General features: G+C 65.0%; 16 protein-coding genes. 10 read left to right on the plus strand and 6 right to left on the minus strand.

Annotated elements, in window-relative coordinates:
* Positions 1–63: 63 nt before the first annotated feature.
* Positions 64–465, minus strand: coding sequence for a hypothetical protein (locus H521_RS26010; RefSeq protein ID WP_156891570.1), 402 nt, complete (start codon positions 463–465; stop codon positions 64–66).
* Between the two features lie 503 nt (positions 466–968).
* On the opposite strand from H521_RS26010, the gene H521_RS0118875 reads away from it, so the two are divergent.
* Entirely contained in the window at positions 969–1,388 is a 420-nt protein-coding gene (locus H521_RS0118875; RefSeq protein WP_022894572.1) for a prevent-host-death protein, read from the plus strand.
* Positions 1,348–1,821, plus strand: a complete 474-nt coding sequence (locus tag H521_RS0118880) for a hypothetical protein (RefSeq protein ID WP_051159355.1) — start codon at positions 1,348–1,350, stop codon at positions 1,819–1,821. Before H521_RS0118875 ends, H521_RS0118880 begins: the two co-directional genes overlap by 41 nt.
* A gap of 128 nt (positions 1,822–1,949) precedes the next feature.
* Here the strand turns inward: H521_RS0118880 and H521_RS0118885 are convergent, their stop codons facing one another.
* Positions 1,950–3,044 carry a hypothetical protein gene (locus tag H521_RS0118885; RefSeq protein ID WP_156891571.1) on the minus strand — a complete coding sequence of 365 codons (1,095 nt, stop codon included), beginning with the start codon at positions 3,042–3,044 and terminating at the stop codon, positions 1,950–1,952.
* A 276-nt stretch (positions 3,045–3,320) separates the two neighbouring features.
* Here H521_RS0118885 and H521_RS26015 point away from each other — a divergent pair, with 276 nt between their 5' ends.
* Together H521_RS26015 and H521_RS24390 are read left to right on the plus strand one after the other, a co-directional pair.
* Positions 3,321–3,512 carry a hypothetical protein gene (locus H521_RS26015; RefSeq protein WP_156891572.1) on the plus strand — a complete coding sequence of 64 codons (192 nt, stop codon included), beginning with the start codon at positions 3,321–3,323 and terminating at the stop codon, positions 3,510–3,512.
* Between the two features lie 2 nt (positions 3,513–3,514).
* Positions 3,515–4,222: a hypothetical protein gene (locus tag H521_RS24390; RefSeq protein ID WP_022894576.1), complete on the plus strand. Its 708-nt coding sequence runs from the start codon at positions 3,515–3,517 to the stop codon at positions 4,220–4,222.
* A 7-nt stretch (positions 4,223–4,229) separates the two neighbouring features.
* Here the strand turns inward: H521_RS24390 and H521_RS0118895 are convergent, their stop codons facing one another.
* Together H521_RS0118895 and H521_RS0118900 are read right to left on the minus strand one after the other, a co-directional pair.
* Complete coding sequence (locus H521_RS0118895) at positions 4,230–6,206, minus strand: ATP-dependent DNA helicase (RefSeq protein ID WP_156891576.1); 1,977 nt, start codon at positions 6,204–6,206, stop codon at positions 4,230–4,232.
* A gap of 291 nt (positions 6,207–6,497) precedes the next feature.
* Positions 6,498–7,397 (minus strand): hypothetical protein, encoded by a 900-nt coding sequence (locus H521_RS0118900; RefSeq protein WP_022894578.1) that lies wholly within the window; start codon positions 7,395–7,397, stop codon positions 6,498–6,500.
* A 65-nt stretch (positions 7,398–7,462) separates the two neighbouring features.
* On the opposite strand from H521_RS0118900, the gene H521_RS0118905 reads away from it, so the two are divergent.
* The 4 genes from H521_RS0118905 to H521_RS0118920 are packed head-to-tail and all read left to right on the plus strand — an operon-like array spanning position 7,463 to position 11,884.
* Entirely contained in the window at positions 7,463–7,993 is a 531-nt protein-coding gene (locus H521_RS0118905) for a hypothetical protein (RefSeq protein ID WP_156891578.1), read from the plus strand.
* On the plus strand, positions 7,990–8,382 hold the full coding sequence (locus H521_RS0118910; RefSeq protein WP_022894580.1) for a hypothetical protein: 393 nt from the start codon (positions 7,990–7,992) through the stop codon (positions 8,380–8,382). Before H521_RS0118905 ends, H521_RS0118910 begins: the two co-directional genes overlap by 4 nt.
* On the plus strand, positions 8,379–9,410 hold the full coding sequence (locus H521_RS0118915) for a hypothetical protein (protein ID WP_022894581.1): 1,032 nt from the start codon (positions 8,379–8,381) through the stop codon (positions 9,408–9,410). Before H521_RS0118910 ends, H521_RS0118915 begins: the two co-directional genes overlap by 4 nt.
* A complete protein-coding gene (locus H521_RS0118920; protein ID WP_022894582.1) occupies positions 9,407–11,884 on the plus strand; it encodes an ATP-binding protein in 2,478 nt (825 codons plus the stop codon). Before H521_RS0118915 ends, H521_RS0118920 begins: the two co-directional genes overlap by 4 nt.
* 640 nt (positions 11,885–12,524) lie before the next feature.
* Here H521_RS0118920 and H521_RS0118925 read toward each other — a convergent pair.
* Both H521_RS0118925 and H521_RS0118930 read right to left on the minus strand, forming a co-directional pair.
* Positions 12,525–13,259, minus strand: coding sequence for a hypothetical protein (locus H521_RS0118925; RefSeq protein ID WP_022894583.1), 735 nt, complete (start codon positions 13,257–13,259; stop codon positions 12,525–12,527).
* A 42-nt stretch (positions 13,260–13,301) separates the two neighbouring features.
* A complete protein-coding gene (locus H521_RS0118930; protein WP_022894584.1) occupies positions 13,302–13,721 on the minus strand; it encodes a helix-turn-helix domain-containing protein in 420 nt (139 codons plus the stop codon).
* 109 nt (positions 13,722–13,830) lie between these two features.
* Here H521_RS0118930 and H521_RS0118935 point away from each other — a divergent pair, with 109 nt between their 5' ends.
* Both H521_RS0118935 and H521_RS0118940 read left to right on the plus strand, forming a co-directional pair.
* Complete coding sequence (locus H521_RS0118935) at positions 13,831–15,114, plus strand: hypothetical protein (protein ID WP_156891580.1); 1,284 nt, start codon at positions 13,831–13,833, stop codon at positions 15,112–15,114.
* A 20-nt stretch (positions 15,115–15,134) separates the two neighbouring features.
* Positions 15,135–15,644, plus strand: coding sequence for a hypothetical protein (locus tag H521_RS0118940; protein ID WP_156891582.1), 510 nt, complete (start codon positions 15,135–15,137; stop codon positions 15,642–15,644).
* Positions 15,645–15,652: the final 8 nt, after the last annotated feature.

Below are 15,652 nucleotides of genomic sequence, written 5' to 3' on the forward strand. Positions count from 1 at the left end.
ACTGAGCCGCTTTCGGAGCGCGTCCAGGCTGCGTTGGCAGGGCAGCTACCTCTCGCCGAAACGTTACCTTTGCTGATCCTCGAGCGGGTGGTCGAACGAGACTGGATGCTCAACGCAGTAGCTGCAGACGCGTGGCGTGAACTCAATACGGCGGCGCGTGCGCTTGAACAGCGATTTGACGATCTCGATGACTTGTTCGGTGACGATGTTGGCAAGATCCTTCATGCGTGCCTTGACGAAGTGCTTCAGGTTGAGGACTTCCCGATGGCGGTCTGTCGGGTTGTTCGGGAGGCGTTCCAGACGACACGGCCGACGGGCACCGCCGTCGGGCTCGTCTTGAGCTGGTGCGCCGAACGATACTTCCGGAACCGGCGCGGGCTCACCGTGTTCTATCGTGATGAGCCGGATCTCAATACGATCCCGGCCCTCGCCCAGGCCGGCCGAATCTGGGTACGGCTCCCGCACATGGTGGAGCTCCTTGAACTTCTCATGTGGTCGTCGAGTGACGCTCTAAAGCAGCGGGTAGAGGCCACAGGTCGAACGCATGTACGCCTGTTCCGTGGAGTGACACCACCATCTGGGCAACCCGAAGGTTGGCGCCTCGGAAGGCGGGAGATGTCCGGTCCTCGCTACCCGCTGCGCGCACTGAGCTCGTGGTCCGCGCACCGAGACTCCGCGGCTTGGTTCGCGGGGGAGCACGGGGTCGTCGTCGAGGCTGACGTGCCGGCAAGCTGCCTGGCACTCGCGCCAGGGTACGCCGAAGAGGAGGTCGTGATCTTTCCGCTGGCTACTGACGTGAAGGGGAGGACTCGGCGATTCCATGAGCTTCGGATCCGGCGCGTAGCTAGGCCATGAGGTTGTCGGCCACGGTGATCAGGATGCAGACGCCAGACGCTACCGGCACACAGGTTATCGCGCTAACATGTACGGGACGTACTTCAAGTACGTTCGACCGGAGATGAAACGCCATGTCACTCACAGCCGATTACGGCTCCTTCACTGATGCCCGAACGCACCTGAAGGACGTTCTTGACGCAACCGAGCAGGGGCGAACCGTCACGGTGCGCCGAGACGACCACCTCTCCGCCGTGGTGCCCGTCGAGCGTCTCCGCGGCTTCTTCTTCCGTACAGTATCGCCGCGGGTAAAGGTATATCGGGAAGAGGGGCGAACGGTTGCTTTGATGGAGTCTCGGCCGTTCGCGTCCGAGGGTGAAGACGTCGCAAGTGCACTCGCGGATCTCGCTGTTCCACTTCGGGAGTACGCCGCCGACTGGGAGGACCGACTCCAGCATGCTCCGAACCATGCCAACAATTGGGCGCTCGTTCAGCTAATCAAATTGTCAAGCGATGAACAGCTCCTCGAATGGCTTGAGCGCGGCGGTGAGTAAGTACCCAGCCGCAACGCGAGAGCATCACGATGAGTTCTGCGAGAAGGAAGAGTGGAGCCTCGTCCGCGGAGCGACTGGACGCCCGGTTGATCACCATCGGACGTACGAGCTGACTCTCTGGGACGGACGCATCCTTCGGACGCGTATCTCCAAGCCCGCCGACAGGACAACGTACGCGCGGAGCATGTGGTCGCACATCCTCCGCGAACAGCTTGAGGTAACCGCACCCGTGTTCTGGGCCTGTGTCCAGGATGGCCAGCTCCCCGACCGGGGCGGGCCTCTGGCCCGCCCGGTGGAGAATTCGATCCCGCTGTATCTCCTCAGGGCGCTTGGCGACCTCGGCGTCAACGAGAACGAGGTCCTATCGATGACCACGGGTCAAGCCGCTGAACTCCTGGCTCAGAAGCTAACGGAGCAGCACGAGACGACGTAGCTGATCCATCAAGCGCTCAACAGCACGATGACAGGTCCGGCCGAACGGCGATAACGACCTTTGAAGTCGATGGAAGATCGGTACCTTGCCGGACGATGATCCTAGCGATCGCGGGCGGCGGTATCGGCTCACAATCGACCACGCCACCATGCGAGGCGTTTCCACCACGGCTCTCGTCTGAGCGACGGAGTAATCGTCTCCGTGGCTGGCAACTCCGCAGCCGACGCGCTGACCGGATCGATCCTCACGACGCCCGGAGGCACCGACTGGGATGGCGCGACCTGTGTGTCGCTGGCAACCTGGTGTTCGATCTCTTCCGCACCCTCCGCCAATGCAGGATGTTGGTCGACTGTTGTCTCCGGCTCGACTGTCGGCGCCGCGTCGAGTGCTTCAGAACGTCGCCTCAATTCGTCTTGGCGCCGCAGCCAGAGCTCCTGCCGAGCTCTCTCGGCGGACTGATGACGCTCCCAATCAGTCTTCCTGACCCAAGCTCCACCAGCGGTCTCGAAGCCGCCGTACTTTTGCACGGGGACCGACGCGATCCACACTCGGGTTCCGGCCAGCACGTCTCGTAGGAACTGCATGAGATCGGTTCGTGCGGTGAAGAACTCGTCGGCTTCATGCTTGTAGTTGACAACGGTTCCAGACACATAGAGTCGCGCGTATCTGTTCAGCTCCTCGTTCTCCCACGGCCGGAGCGAGGTCCACGGTTCGCCTCGTTTGCGCCGGTTGTCGTAGGCGCCGATCAAGGCTGCCGGGCGTGAATACACTTCGCTCCGGACCTTCTTGGTCGCCGTCCGGCTCCATGCCTCCGGCACGAACCAGATCGTGCTTGTGGCTCCCGCGAGCTTGCGAGCGAACGTTCGAGTGCCGAACTCTGTCGACCAGCGCTGGTATTCGAGCGCGGTCTTCGCATCAGGAACGTACACATCGGCTTTCGTCCGCGGGTCCTCAATAACTGCCTCATATCCGAGGAGACGGCAGATCGTGGCGAGTCGCCCCTTGAACCAGAGATGCTCGTCCGACTCGATACCTCCGCCCCCGGGCGGAATTGCGGGCACGACGCCGTGACTGCATGATGCGCCGCCAGGCTTCGACCTAAGGAATCGCGTCGGTCCACGCTTCACGGCCACGAGCATGGTCGGGCAGGACCGTCTTGGGCAACGAATGTTGATCTTCTGCAGATGTATGAGCTTGAAATCATCAGGATCAAGCACGCTCACCAGGCGGGTCTCGGTGGTCCCGGGGACTCTCTTGCTGGGCAACTCCGCGAGACCTTGAAGTTTCGCCCCCTCGTCACGCCGGTGCGCAACGTGAAGTTTTCGTACTGTGCTCTCGATTCGAGCCAACTCAGAACCCACCTTCTGCTTGATTCCCCCGGTCTGCAGCGTAGGCAGGACCCGCCGACATTTGACCGCAGATCCCACGAGGACGGCTGCCACCCACGAATGTCAGCGGTTGGAGGTCTACTCTTCGTAGAAAGGACTTGGAGGTGAATCGTGGCCCCTGTCATCGAAGTGACTAGCGAAGCGTTGCGAATGCGCCGTTCGGAGATCCTCGAACGTCTCGAGACGAATGAAGAGATGTTCTGGGCTGCCGTTGCGTGCCGGTCATTGTCCGCCGAGGAATGGGAAGCGAAGGAAGAGCTCAGCGAGATCGCGTTCCTCCTCGGCGAAGACTCCGGACACTGAAGTTGCTCGACCTTCACACGAGCTCTGGTGAATTCGCTCAGGAGCTCCAGTCGACGCTCGCGGGGGTGCTTCCTGGCGAGTTCCAGATCGTATCAATCGCGCACCATGATCGATTTGTAGTTCGCCCTGACGGAAAAACGAGCGCAGAGCAGCGAGTTCCGCTGTACGTGGGCGGTGAGCATCTCGCAGACCTCGGAGTGCAGATCTATCTCGGAAGCGACAGCTCAGGCCGGTTTCTGAAGGCCTGGCAATCGAGGCTTGCCGTGCATTCAGTTCTCGACCGAACGCCTTTGTTCCGACAGGAGTTCGACGCGGCGATGTCGCTCAGCGCTCCCATGGCTCATTGGCACGTTCATGCCGACCGCGGAGCGCTGTCCCACCTGCTCGGCCGCTCCCACGCGATAAGGAGCGAGGCCGTGAAGAAGCCGCACGACATGTCGTCGCTTCACATTCCCGTCGGAGGCGAGCGGTTCCGCCCATGCGTGGAAGACTTCCTTGAGTTCCTAGTGCGCGAATTCGGTATCGATCACGAGGAAGACTGGCAGTCCGCAGTCCTCGAAGGGCGAGAGCGCTGGCGGCGTCTCCAATTTCGCTCGACGGTGCGTGACCTTCAGAACGAAGCTGCCGAAGTCCTGGCCGCGCACGGTTGGGAGCTCGTTCCACCAGGCACACCGCCCACGACGGGACCCGGCGTACTCTCCCGCTGGTAAGCGGGCATCAGCTCTGATTTGTCTTCGCCCGCCGCTCCCGAAGGAACTCGGTCGCCTTGCTGAGCTGGGAGTACTTCCGGTCGAATCGGCGGACGGCGTGAATGTAGATGTCCCGCGTCGCCTCGGGGTAGGCGAACGGGCTCGACTTCACGAGCCGCGGGTCGAGAATCGCGGCGAGGCCGGAGTCGGACATCGACCGGATGAGTCGGCCGACGCTCTGCTCGAGGAGGGTTGCGGCGTCGCCCGCGTACACGATCCGGTCTGCGCCCCATTTGCCGCCGTGGTTCGGGGCGAGCGCCTCGACGCGGGCGTTGTCGATCGGGTTCGCGCGGGCGCGCGGTGGTCGGTCGACGATCACGAGCGAGCACGTCTCGCCGGGCGCATCGGTGCCCGTCATGAGCGTCTTCGTCCCGACGAGCACGGCGGTGCGGTCGTCTTCCCAGTCGGCCTTGATCTGGCGGATGTTGGCACCGTCCCACTGTGACAGTACGCGCCACCGGCCACGGGCGGCCTCTCGTAGGCTCTCGGTGTACTTCTTGCCGGCATCGACCGTTGAGGAGAGGACCAGCGCGCTTCCGCCGTTCGCGTCGACGAGGTCGACCATGTAGGGGAGTGCCCATCCGGCGTGCTTCGTGGTGTCGAACTTCGGCTTGCCGCCCCGCGGGCCCGGCGCGGAGAGCGCTGCGACCTCGGCGGGGGAGATCACCCGCGGCGCGAAGAACGCAGAATCGCCGTAGCGGGCGTCGAACGGCGACTCGTACTCGCGCGACTGCGATCGAATCGCGGCGTCTCTGGCGAAGCCGGTGGGCAGGGTCGCTGACATCGCGACCACAGACAGCTGCATCGGTTCGGCGTCCTCCTCGTCGCTCGGCACGACGGTCCACACGTTCCGGTCGATCATGCGCGAGACCTCCACGGGCGCAGCGGTGACGCTCACGCTCTCGCGGCGCCCGTGCCCGCCGCCGAACTTCGCTGGACGCTTCCACCATCGGGCGACGCCGACGAAGTGCTCGCGAACAGCATCCACATCGGAACCCAGCTGGGTGACCTCTGCTCTGGCGCGCTTCGCGGCGATCTTCACCGACTGGCTCTCAGCGTCCGCCGTCGCGTTGGCGAGCAGCCGGTCGCCACGCTTCGCCCACGAGATCACGAGATCGGCAGTGTCGTTCAGCGGGTCGACGTCGCCCGGGACGCTGACCTCGTCACCTGGTTCAAACGGGGCAGCCTTCAACCGGCGCCGGAGCTCGTCATCGACGGCAGTCGCGACGGCGTCGCCATCGTCGATCCAGCGCTTCACCCCAGCATCAGTGTCGGAGAGGACGCGGCGCACGAGCGCGATAACCTTCGTGATCCTGCGCGCGGAGACCTGCGACTGCCCCTGCGACCGGACAGTCCCGGGGAGGGCGTGCGCCTCATCGACGATGATGTTCTGGAAGTCGCCGAGGCCAGAATTGCCGAGCACGACGGGCAGCGCGGTCGCCGCCTGCACGGCGAGCATCGAGTGGTTCGTGACGACGATGTCCGCCTCCGCGACCACGCTTCGCGCAGCGGCCGGCTTGCACAGCTCGAAGACCGGGCACCCGGACTCCCCAAGGCACTCCTGCGTGGAGACGCTGACGAGCGCCCATTCGAGGTTCGACGCCACGCCCGGGTAGGCCGCGCGGTCTGCGCTGAGGCGGGAGTCCTCGTGCTGGCGGAGAGCCCACGCGAGGAGAGGGATGAGCGTCGCCGAGTCGTAGTCATACCCGTCGATGTGAACCGCCGCGCCGAACTTCATCTGCTCGAGCTGATCGGCCAGCGCGCTGTTCGAGACGTGCCCGACGGCGCCGAGGAGCCCCGCGACAGTCTCGCGGGTGCGCTGGAGGCATGAGTAGTTGCTCCATCCCTTGAGCACGGCGAACCGAACGGGCTTGCCATAGACGCGCTCGGCTGCGGCGCTGATCGTGGGGCCGTCCTTGTCGATGATCTGAGCCTGCAGGCTCAACGACTCAGTCGAGTAGATGGTCCGCTCACCGTGCTCGATCGCTCGTACGGCGGCAGGAGCGAGCGCGCTCAAGCTCTTGCCAATGCCAGTGGGGCCACAGAGCAAAGCATGCTCGCCCTGATCCTCGAAGGCGTTCGCGATCGCCTGCGACAGGCGTGCCTGCCCGGGCCGAGGTTCGGCGTGGTCGAGACCGGTCGCAACCTTCACCGCATGGTCGAGCAGACGGTACGACGGGGTCGTGTGCTTTTTCTTGGTCTTCTCGGTCTTCGCCACGGTTCGGATATGCGCGGCTCAGACCGCGTATCTCCATTCGCGCTTGCGGGGAGTGTTTGTGTGCCGGCACTGAGGTGTGTGCTGAGCTCGCATGCGGAGCTTCCCGAAGGCGTTCGATCGGTCCTCGTCGAGCAGCCCATTCCGGTCCAGCTCACACTGTGTGGAGTGCCACTGGTACCAAAAGGCCTCGGTCTTGTTCTCTGTCGTCGGTCGCGGCGCGCAACCACCGTTCTTGACGATCCATGCTTTGAAGCGCTCGAGCCGCGACTCGAAGCTCACGTCGACGCTGTCGCGCCAACCGACGAGAACCTGGTCGAGGCGCTCCTTCCGAGACGCGTCCAGCTGGTCGAGGCTGAACATCCAGCGCTGCCGGCGCAGCCAGCTCGCGAGTCGTCGTTCAGCCTCGGGCGCCTCATCCGAGTCGGTGGGCCACTCCTCGTTGAACTCCACCCACGCGAGGAACTGTCCGATTGATCGCTCCCAGGATCGGAAACCGTTGTCGAGGAGCCCAGACGCATGCTCCCGGAGCAGTGCCACCCGGTCGAGGCGACCATCAACGACTTCGCCGTCGGGCGTCTTCAGCACCTTCCGGCAACGGGTGGCCCAGACCCCGAGGCGTCGCTCGTACGGCGTGGTGCCTGCGCCACTCATCCGGGGGTGTACGCCGTCGGACTCGGCGAGGAACAGCGCGTACTCGCGGAGGGTCTCGAGGAACCGTCGGTCGGCGGGCGAGTCAGCCCAACCCGGGATCCGCCCGACCCGGTCGGAGTCCGTAGCGGGGAGAAGACCTGAAGCGCGCTGGTAGCCGGTGTTCTCCGTCCAGATCGCGAGTTCACGTTCGTGTTCGATCCAGGGACGCGGTCGCCAGTCGGGGCCGTTCGCCGCAGCGAAAGCTCCGTACCGTTCGATCTCGTTCATGGCGGAAATATGCGCGGCAGCTCGCGTATTTTCGCCGCATTGGACGGGGTAGGAGGGAACGCCAAATGAACTTCGAGCCCGTCCGTACTGCTCAACCGCCAGTGCGCCTACTGCCGACGCCAGTGGAGCCGCCTGCGAGCACGCCCGTCACCCGCCGCACACCCGCCAGGAAGAACCCGCGCGCCGCGGTATCGATCACGCCTGCGACCGTCGGCCGAGTGCTCGAGCAGGCCGCGGAGATCGAGGCGATGGACGAGGGAGAGCGCGCACTCGTCGCAGCCGTGCTCGGTGTGCGGGACGACGTCCCGGATCTCATCGCTGCCGCATTGTCGGGTGCGAAGTCGACGGGGCAGCACGCAGTCGACCTCCTTGCCGTCATGGGCGCGGACCCCGCTGAGGCCGGCGTCATCGCGATGCAGGCAGGCCGCGCGCGCATGCGGGCGATGTGGCGCCTCGCGCACCGACTCGGCCTCATCGGTCAGGACGTGCCCGCTTCCGACGCGAAGGCAGCGATCGCCCTTGCGAAGGCTGTGCAAGACGGCCGCGGGCGGGACCGGCTCGCTGAGGTCGTGCGGGGTCTGGGGCTTGCGCGATGAGCCGCTGCAGCTCGTGGCGCTTCGTCGCCGGCGCCGGCCACGACAGCTCGCACCGACCCGGCGGGTGCCGCACCTGCTGGGTCCCTTGCCGTGAGCGGGTCGAGCCCGGCCGCGAGCAGTGCGACGGATGCCTCGCCGCGCTCGTCATGCACCCGGAGGCCGAGATCCGTCTCACCCTCGCCGAGAGCACCGGAGTTGACCGGGCAAGTCTCGAGACCCTCGCCACCGACCTTGACCTGCGGGTGAGCCTCGCCGCGCAGCGTGCGCTCGACGACCTCGATCCGGAAGTCACCAGCGACGAAGACGTGTTCGACGCTGCCAAGCCAGCGCTCCCGTTCAGCGCCCCGACCGCCGAGACCGACTGGCTCACCGAGGAGACCGACCGATGAAGAAGTCCAAGCCCGACAGCTGGCTCACCGACCAGATCGACCAACCGGTGCCAGAGGCCCCCGGCAGCCGAAAGGCCGAGCGCCGCCAACGCATCTACCGATGGCTTCTGCTCGGCTCGTTCGTGCTGTTCCCCGTGGCGCTGCTGTCAGTCGTAGTTCTCGCCGGCCAGGCGGCAGGCGAGGAACCGCCGACTGCCGTAGCTCCGGAGGTTCGGCTTGACGCACCTGGCCGTGCAGCCGCCACGACGACGCTGCAGGCGTGGCTCGCCGCCGAGCCGGCCCCGGTTCCCGGCGGCGGCAGGATGCTCTCCTGGGATGGCGCCGAGACCGTCGTAGCGCCGACCGTTGCCGACGACGAGGCAGTCCCAGATGTGGAGCTGCACCAGTTCACGATCACGGACGAGGCGGGGACCGTCTACACGGTCACCGTCCCAGTGGCCGTCGACGATGTGCTCGGGTCACGAGTACTCTCGGCGCCGTCACTTGTCGCGGTCGCTCCGTCTGCGGGCTCGGGCTGGGCGAAGGACAACGTCTGGGCCGGGACGAAGGCGACCACCACAGCGAAGTCCGTCGACGCTGCCGTGAAGAGCTGGGCAGAGGCGTTCACCTCCGGCGACCCCGACAAGCTGCGCATCACCGTCGCCGACCGCGCCGATGACCACTTCTACGTCCCACTGTCCGGGGTGGCCTCCGTGACCGCGTCCGTCGGGCAGGCGGCGTTCGTCGACACTGGCGACGAGACGTTCAAGAAGGACGGCACGAGCCCTGTGATGCTCGCGAACGTCACGCTCGAGATCGTCTGGGCCGGCGCCGAACCCTCGAAAGAGCAGGAGCCGACAACCGTCACCTACGACGTGCTCATTCACGACGCCGACACGGCAGCGCCTGTGATCGTCTCGTGGGGCCCCACGGGCGCCGGCCTCTCTCTGAAGCCATATGACCAGGCCGTTGTTGGTCGGGAGGTCGTGGCCGCAAGCCCCGCACCCGATGCCGAACCCGAAGACGATTCCAAGGAGGCGGGGGAGTGAAGAGCTCCGAGCTGATGACCGCCCCCGAGTTTCCGACGATGGTCCGCCGCCGCTTCGCCGACGGTCGGATGCTGAACATCGACGGCAACAGTATGTGGCTCTACCGGCGGGTTCCGATGGGCGCCGTCGAGGACGCGAAGACCCCTGAAGACGCGATCCGCACCGGCGGTCCCATCATGGCGGCGATGGACATGCTCGCCGACATGCCGTCGATCCGATCGAAGCGGCGACGCGGCGCGAAGGGCGCGTACCGGGAGGTGCACCTCCTGTGGGTGAACGTCCCTACCGCCTACACGCCGCCGCCTGGCCCGCTCGCACCGCACCTCGCGGCCAAGTTCCACGGAACCGCCGTCATGGACCGCGTCCTCCTCTTCGGTGTACGCCTCAACGCGACCGTCGGCACCGGCGGCTTTCGCGCCGCGCTCGATTCGGTTACCGAGACAATCGTGTCCGGCGGCACCCCGCTAGAGGACTACGACCGCGACTTCAACGCCGTCGACCAGGTGCTCGCCCGGGCGGGGCTCGTGACGCTGTCGCAGGACGGCTACCGCCTAGCGAACGCATGGTGGAACCCGGCTTCTGCGCCAGACATCCCGTACATGCCCCACGCCGACCACATGCACTTCTTCCGCACCGCGGATGCCGGCGCCCGCGCGACTCGCGCCGGCCTCGAAACCTGCGACGACTGGCCTGACTTCCCCGACGCGCACGAGATCACCTTCGCCACAGTGGAGGACGTCTCACTCGAGTTCGTCGAGCACACGAAGCCCGCCTCGAAGTGGTTCCTCCCGTTCGTCGAGATGGGCGCCATCGTCGCCTCGATTCGCGGGACTCTCGAACCACCGCAGGTGACGCGCGCCGAGCTCCGACACCAACGGAAGGAGTACCTCCGCGACATCAGCAAGGCCATGAACGACGGGCTGCTCAGCCGTGACGAGCACGACGCGAAGCTCGGCCAGCTCACGAGCGTCGAAGGCATCTACTCCGAGAACCGGGCGCCCGCCACACTCGTGAACGGGTCGATCATCGTCGGGTTCAACGGACACGTCGAATCGGTCGAGGACCTCTCCACCGAGGAGGTGACACTCAACTCCATGATGTGGCGCCAGCCGGGCGCGTGGGCCGAAACGATGATCGCCTCATCCGCCCGGGCGAACCCGCATGCCGTCGAACTCCCGAGCGTCAGCTTCGGTATCTCCGGGCTCGCATCCCTCTCGACCGTCGGAGACCGATCGGGCGCCCTCGTCGGCTTCACCGAGAAGGACCGGCAGCCCGCCTACTTGTCACCGTCGGCCGCGTCGACTGCGGACGGCTTGCCGATCTGCCTGGTCGCCGGGGCCACAGGGTCAGGCAAGTCATTGCTGATGTTGTCGCTCGCGGACCAGTTCGCCCGCAACAACAACCCGAACGTGGTGATTGATCCAAAACCACAGAGCGATCATTCCGCCGCTGTGCTCCTCTCCGGTGGCCAGGTCGCATCTCTCGACGACATGGTCACCGGCGACGGGATCCTCGACCCTCTCCGGTTCGCCCAGAACCGGGCCTCCGCCGTGCAGGCGGCGTCGTCGATGCTGATGCTAGTGAACCCCTGGGGAGGTGACCGCGACCGCTACGAGGTCGACCTGCTCGCGTCACTGGAGTTCGGAGCTCAGAACGGCGCGACGTGCACCGGCCAGGCCCTGCGTATGGCAGAGGAGGCAGGAGTCGCACCGACCGAGATGGTCGCCGCGGTGATGAAACTGGCGAACTCGTTCCCAATGTTCCGGGCGTGCTTCGGTGTGAACCCCGGGACGAATGCACTTCGTTTCGCGGACGGCATCACCCTCATCAAGGTCGGCTCGACGAACCTCGAACTCCCGAAACCGGGCCAGCAGGCGTCCTCGCTCACCCAGCGCGTCTCCGTCGCGGTCGTCCGCATGATGGTGTTCGGCTCCATGATGGCGCTGACCGGCCGGGGCGGCGTCCTCCACCTCGACGAGGCGTGGGTCGTGCTCGACTCCACGCCCGACGAGGTCGAGCGCGTCGGCCGTCTCGCACGGTCGCAGAATGTCCTCCCGATCCTCTACACCCAGCGGGTCACCGACGCGGTGCGTGCGGGCCTCGCCGGGTACATCTCCCGTGGCCTAATCGGACCGATCAAGGACCCAGAGGAAGCCGCCGCGGCGTGCGAGCTGTTCAAGCTGGAGCCGACCGCCGAGCGCATCTCCAGGATCACGGCGCCGGCGCGCCTGTCGGGTACCGGCGACGACGAAGACGGCGAGCTCAACTGGGCGTCAATGCGCGCCCTCGTTGAGCGAGGCGCGGACGGGACCGTCGATGTGAAGCGCGGCGCGATCTTCACTTACATCGATCTAGCGGACCGGGCCATCCCGACGGAGGTCACGCTGCCGAACGACTTCCTCACAGCTGCATCGACGAATCCCGATGACGTACGCCGTCGGATGATGGAACGCGAGGCGATGGTAGCGCGGTGACCGGATCGTTGCCCAGACCTAGTGCTAAGGGACACACGATATCGGATCTGACGACGGTCCACATACCCGTCGTGATTCGTTCGGTAGAGTTAGGAGGTGCATCGCCTCGCATCGTTCACCACGCATGCGGGGAGCACACCTCTCGTCGCGGGAATCTACATCCTCGGGGTCGGCTGGTCAACCGGTGAGCCGTTGCTGGCGGCAATCGCGGCTGCGATATGCATCGGCATTCCGGCCATAGCGATAGTTGCTGGCATTCGGCGAGGTCGGATCGAGAGTCGGTTCGTACCTGACCGGACAAATCGTGTGCCACTGGCAGGCGCGACAATCGTGGGGATCGCTGGTTCTGTCGGCTTGCTCAGCGTACTCGGCGCGGATACTCACCTGATTCGTGCACTGGTCGCTCTCGGTTGCGTCGTCGTCATCGTGGGTGTGGCTAGCATTTGGTGGAAGATATCGGCTCAGTGTTCGATGGTCGGACTCGTCGTTGGCTCCGTGGCAGCGGTGTCGCCAGTGGGAGCCATAGTCGTATTGCTGGTGGGCGGAGCTGTCGCATGGTCTCGTGTCTACCTTGGGGCGCACACGTGGGCGCAGACGCTGACTGGTCTGGCGCTCGGCAGCGTTGTCGCTGCGGCGGCCTTCACGGTTTAGCCCCACCTACTGAGAGCTGCTTCTGGGGTCGATTCGAGAGCCAAACGATCGTGCTACTTGAGACGATAAGCACGACAAGACACATCTTCAGTAGGTCAGTGAATAAACCCTCAGTGTCGTTGGCCGCTTCGACAGCGCGGGCGACCGGATATGTGAGGCCTACCAGGCATCCCAATGCGCACAGCATGGCAGCCACCTGGCGTATCCGAGAGGTGTGCGGTGTCAGTGCAGCGGGCAGCAGGGCGGAGAGCAGGCAAACAACGACATACGCCGCATAGAGCTGCCACGCCAGTACATATGCAATGCCCGCGGCAGAGTCATACGGATCGTCGGTTGCGAGCGCACCGAATCCGAACGAGGTAGCGGTCACTGTTCCCGCGACGGCCACCGCGATCTTGCCGTACTTGCCCTTGATCAGCCACAACGCAAGCATCGAATTGAATGCCCGGGCCGTCACGACGCCCACGATCAAGATCAGTGCGTATACAAGAGCTCGCATGACCAAATCCGCTATCCGGATACTCCCGAGCGCGGCATCGAGAGCCTTGTATACCTCTTCGATGTCGAGCAGCACGGCGAGCGTGAAAAGCAGGAGCGCCAGGGTGAAGGCCTTCCTCGATGCAAGCGCCGCAGGATTTGCCGTGGGCTCCACAATGAGCTGTCGGAGCCTGGCAGCGAATGCGAGAGCACAGATTACGGCAACGATGGTCTTCAGAACAAGCACTTCAGGAACATAGCTATACCATCCTGAGAGCTTGCAGCGTGTTCACCCGAAATGAGTGTTGAGGGCCTGCTCATCGCCGAGGTGGTGATTTCCTTCGCCAACCATCGGCTCGGGCGACGGTTTCGTAATCGTCATCTGACCTTGGGTGGCGATGGTGTCGCCGGAGGCGCCGCTGGATCCACGTCGGGTGCGCACGGGGCCGGCGTTGCGAAGCTTCGCCTCCTGCTCACTGCGCGCCAAGAAGGCTTCTGGCGACTCTCCAAGCCACGCACAGAACGTCTCAATGTCATTCAGCCCGAAGGCAAATGTGTCGTTCAGGCGTTCGCGAACGTACTTCTCTGAGCGCCCGAGCATACGAGCGAGCTCGCGGCCAGACATTCGCCGGTCGCCCATTTCTCGGCGTATGCCTGCAGCGAGTGAACTCGCAAGGATTCCCGGTGGTTCCTGCGGCTGCCTGCCCATGCACCAATTCTAGCGCGAACCCGGTGCCATCGAGACGCAACGTGCACCAAATCGGCGAGCACAAGGCTCTCAATTTGATAATGCGTCTAACAAGACGCATAGTGCATATATGAGCCTGATGTGGTCAGTTGCTAGCACTGAGAGAGACGCGCGCCCGCGCCGTGGTGGCTTCAATGTGATGGGACATGCCTGTTCGCACTTCGGCGCCGCGCATATGCAGGACGTGGATGATCTGAACAGCATGGTCGGCCGCTCTGCGATCGATGCTGAAATCGCCGACCTCGCTGAAAGCATCCGTGCCAACGAGCTCGATGAACGATCTGGTCGTGTGCTGATCTACTCGAAACTGATGGCCGCCGGTATCGCCCAGTCCGTGGCGCAAAGTCCGTGCAGCGTTCCGGAATGGCAGCGCGTTGATCTCGCTGATCTACTCAACGATGTGATCCTCGAGCGCACGCTGGAGTCGGATGAAGGCGGCTTCGACCTCGACCGCGCCCGGCACGCCTCCGCTGAGGGATGGGCCCGGCAGCTCGCTCGTTCCGCGGTTCAGTCGTGCCTGCGCCGCCTCGCCGCTGACCGGCAGCGGAAGGTTGACGTCAATCCCGTCGTCGACGAGCGGATTCCCATGAGCGAGGCTGTCGCCGCTTACCATCGGCACGAGTCGACCGATGTGCTCCCCGAAGAGGCCGATTTCGAAGCCAGTGTCGAGTCCGCCCACGACGAATTCATCCTGAGTGCCAAGGGGCTGCAGTCCGCGTCGCGGCTAAAGCTCGCGGCCGGTGCGCTGGCCGAGGCGTACAAAGTGCCGATGCCGGTGCGCCCTGCGGACCTCCTCGATCGACTGTGGGTGACCGAGCGCGTCACCAAAGATCCCATGCTCGCCCGCGACTCCGCCCGCGCGTTCCACCAACTCGTGAGCGACCGGATGAGCCCCGAGCAGCAGGAGATCGACGAGCGCCTCCTCGCTCTCTGGGACGATTACACCTTGGACGCGATCGAGCAGATCATCGAACGGGACGCCCGCATCGCGCAGACGCTCGTGCTCGCAACACTGGCCTCGAACCCGCGCCCTCACCGCGACTCCGTTGCCGGGACAATGAGCGTCATGCGGATGGCCTCGACCACGACTCTCTCGTGGATCCGGCTCTGCCGGGCGCTCCTGGAAGGCTGGCTCGCCACCGAATGTGAGCTGGTCAGCACAAAGAACACTCGGCTCACCGCAGACCGTCTCGCCGAGCTCGAAGCGGCGCAGATTGCCGCCGCCGCCGACTGGCCAGCCGCGATCGCCGAGGTCATCGCGATGCCCGACGCGCCGTTCGGGAGCACCGAACAGCAGGTGAAAGAGTGGATCGCCTCGGCCGTCGACTCGTTCCAGATCGCCCGGGCAAGCTGATCGCCGCGCATATCCTCGCCATGCAGAACCGCCAGACCTTCGTCTCGTTGCCCGGCCATGCCGCCGCGATACCGCTGATGCACGCTTGGCTCGACGACGACGGCGTGTTCAATGAACTTACGAGCCCGTCGGATGCAATCGTCGAACGGTATGCCGGGTGCGTCGGCCTCGCGATCGCGGTGATCGACGCGACGCAAGGTCGAGGGTTGTTCGGCGCGCACGCGCAGACAGTCTCCGAAGTGCTCCAGCTTCACATGGAGCAGGGCCTCGTTCTCCGACGCTCGGGACTCGTCACGCCCCACACCGCGAGCGGTCGCCGGCTCATGGCGTTCGAGACTGCGCTGCTCGCCACCCTCCGGGCCGCCGCTGAAGGCCGGACCTCGAGCACCCAGTTTGGGGTCCCGAAGCAACCCGCCCTCCTCCGTGAGACCTTCGCCGCGATCTGCGGGTACCTCGAGGTGCTCCTCTCCGAGCAGGCGAAGGCCCACCGCCTCAGTGGCCCTGCCGAAGCGCTCGCCGTTCATGGTTGAATCGCCTG

The sequence above is a fragment of the Agromyces subbeticus DSM 16689 genome, assembly GCF_000421565.1.
Classification (GTDB): domain Bacteria; phylum Actinomycetota; class Actinomycetes; order Actinomycetales; family Microbacteriaceae; genus Agromyces; species Agromyces subbeticus.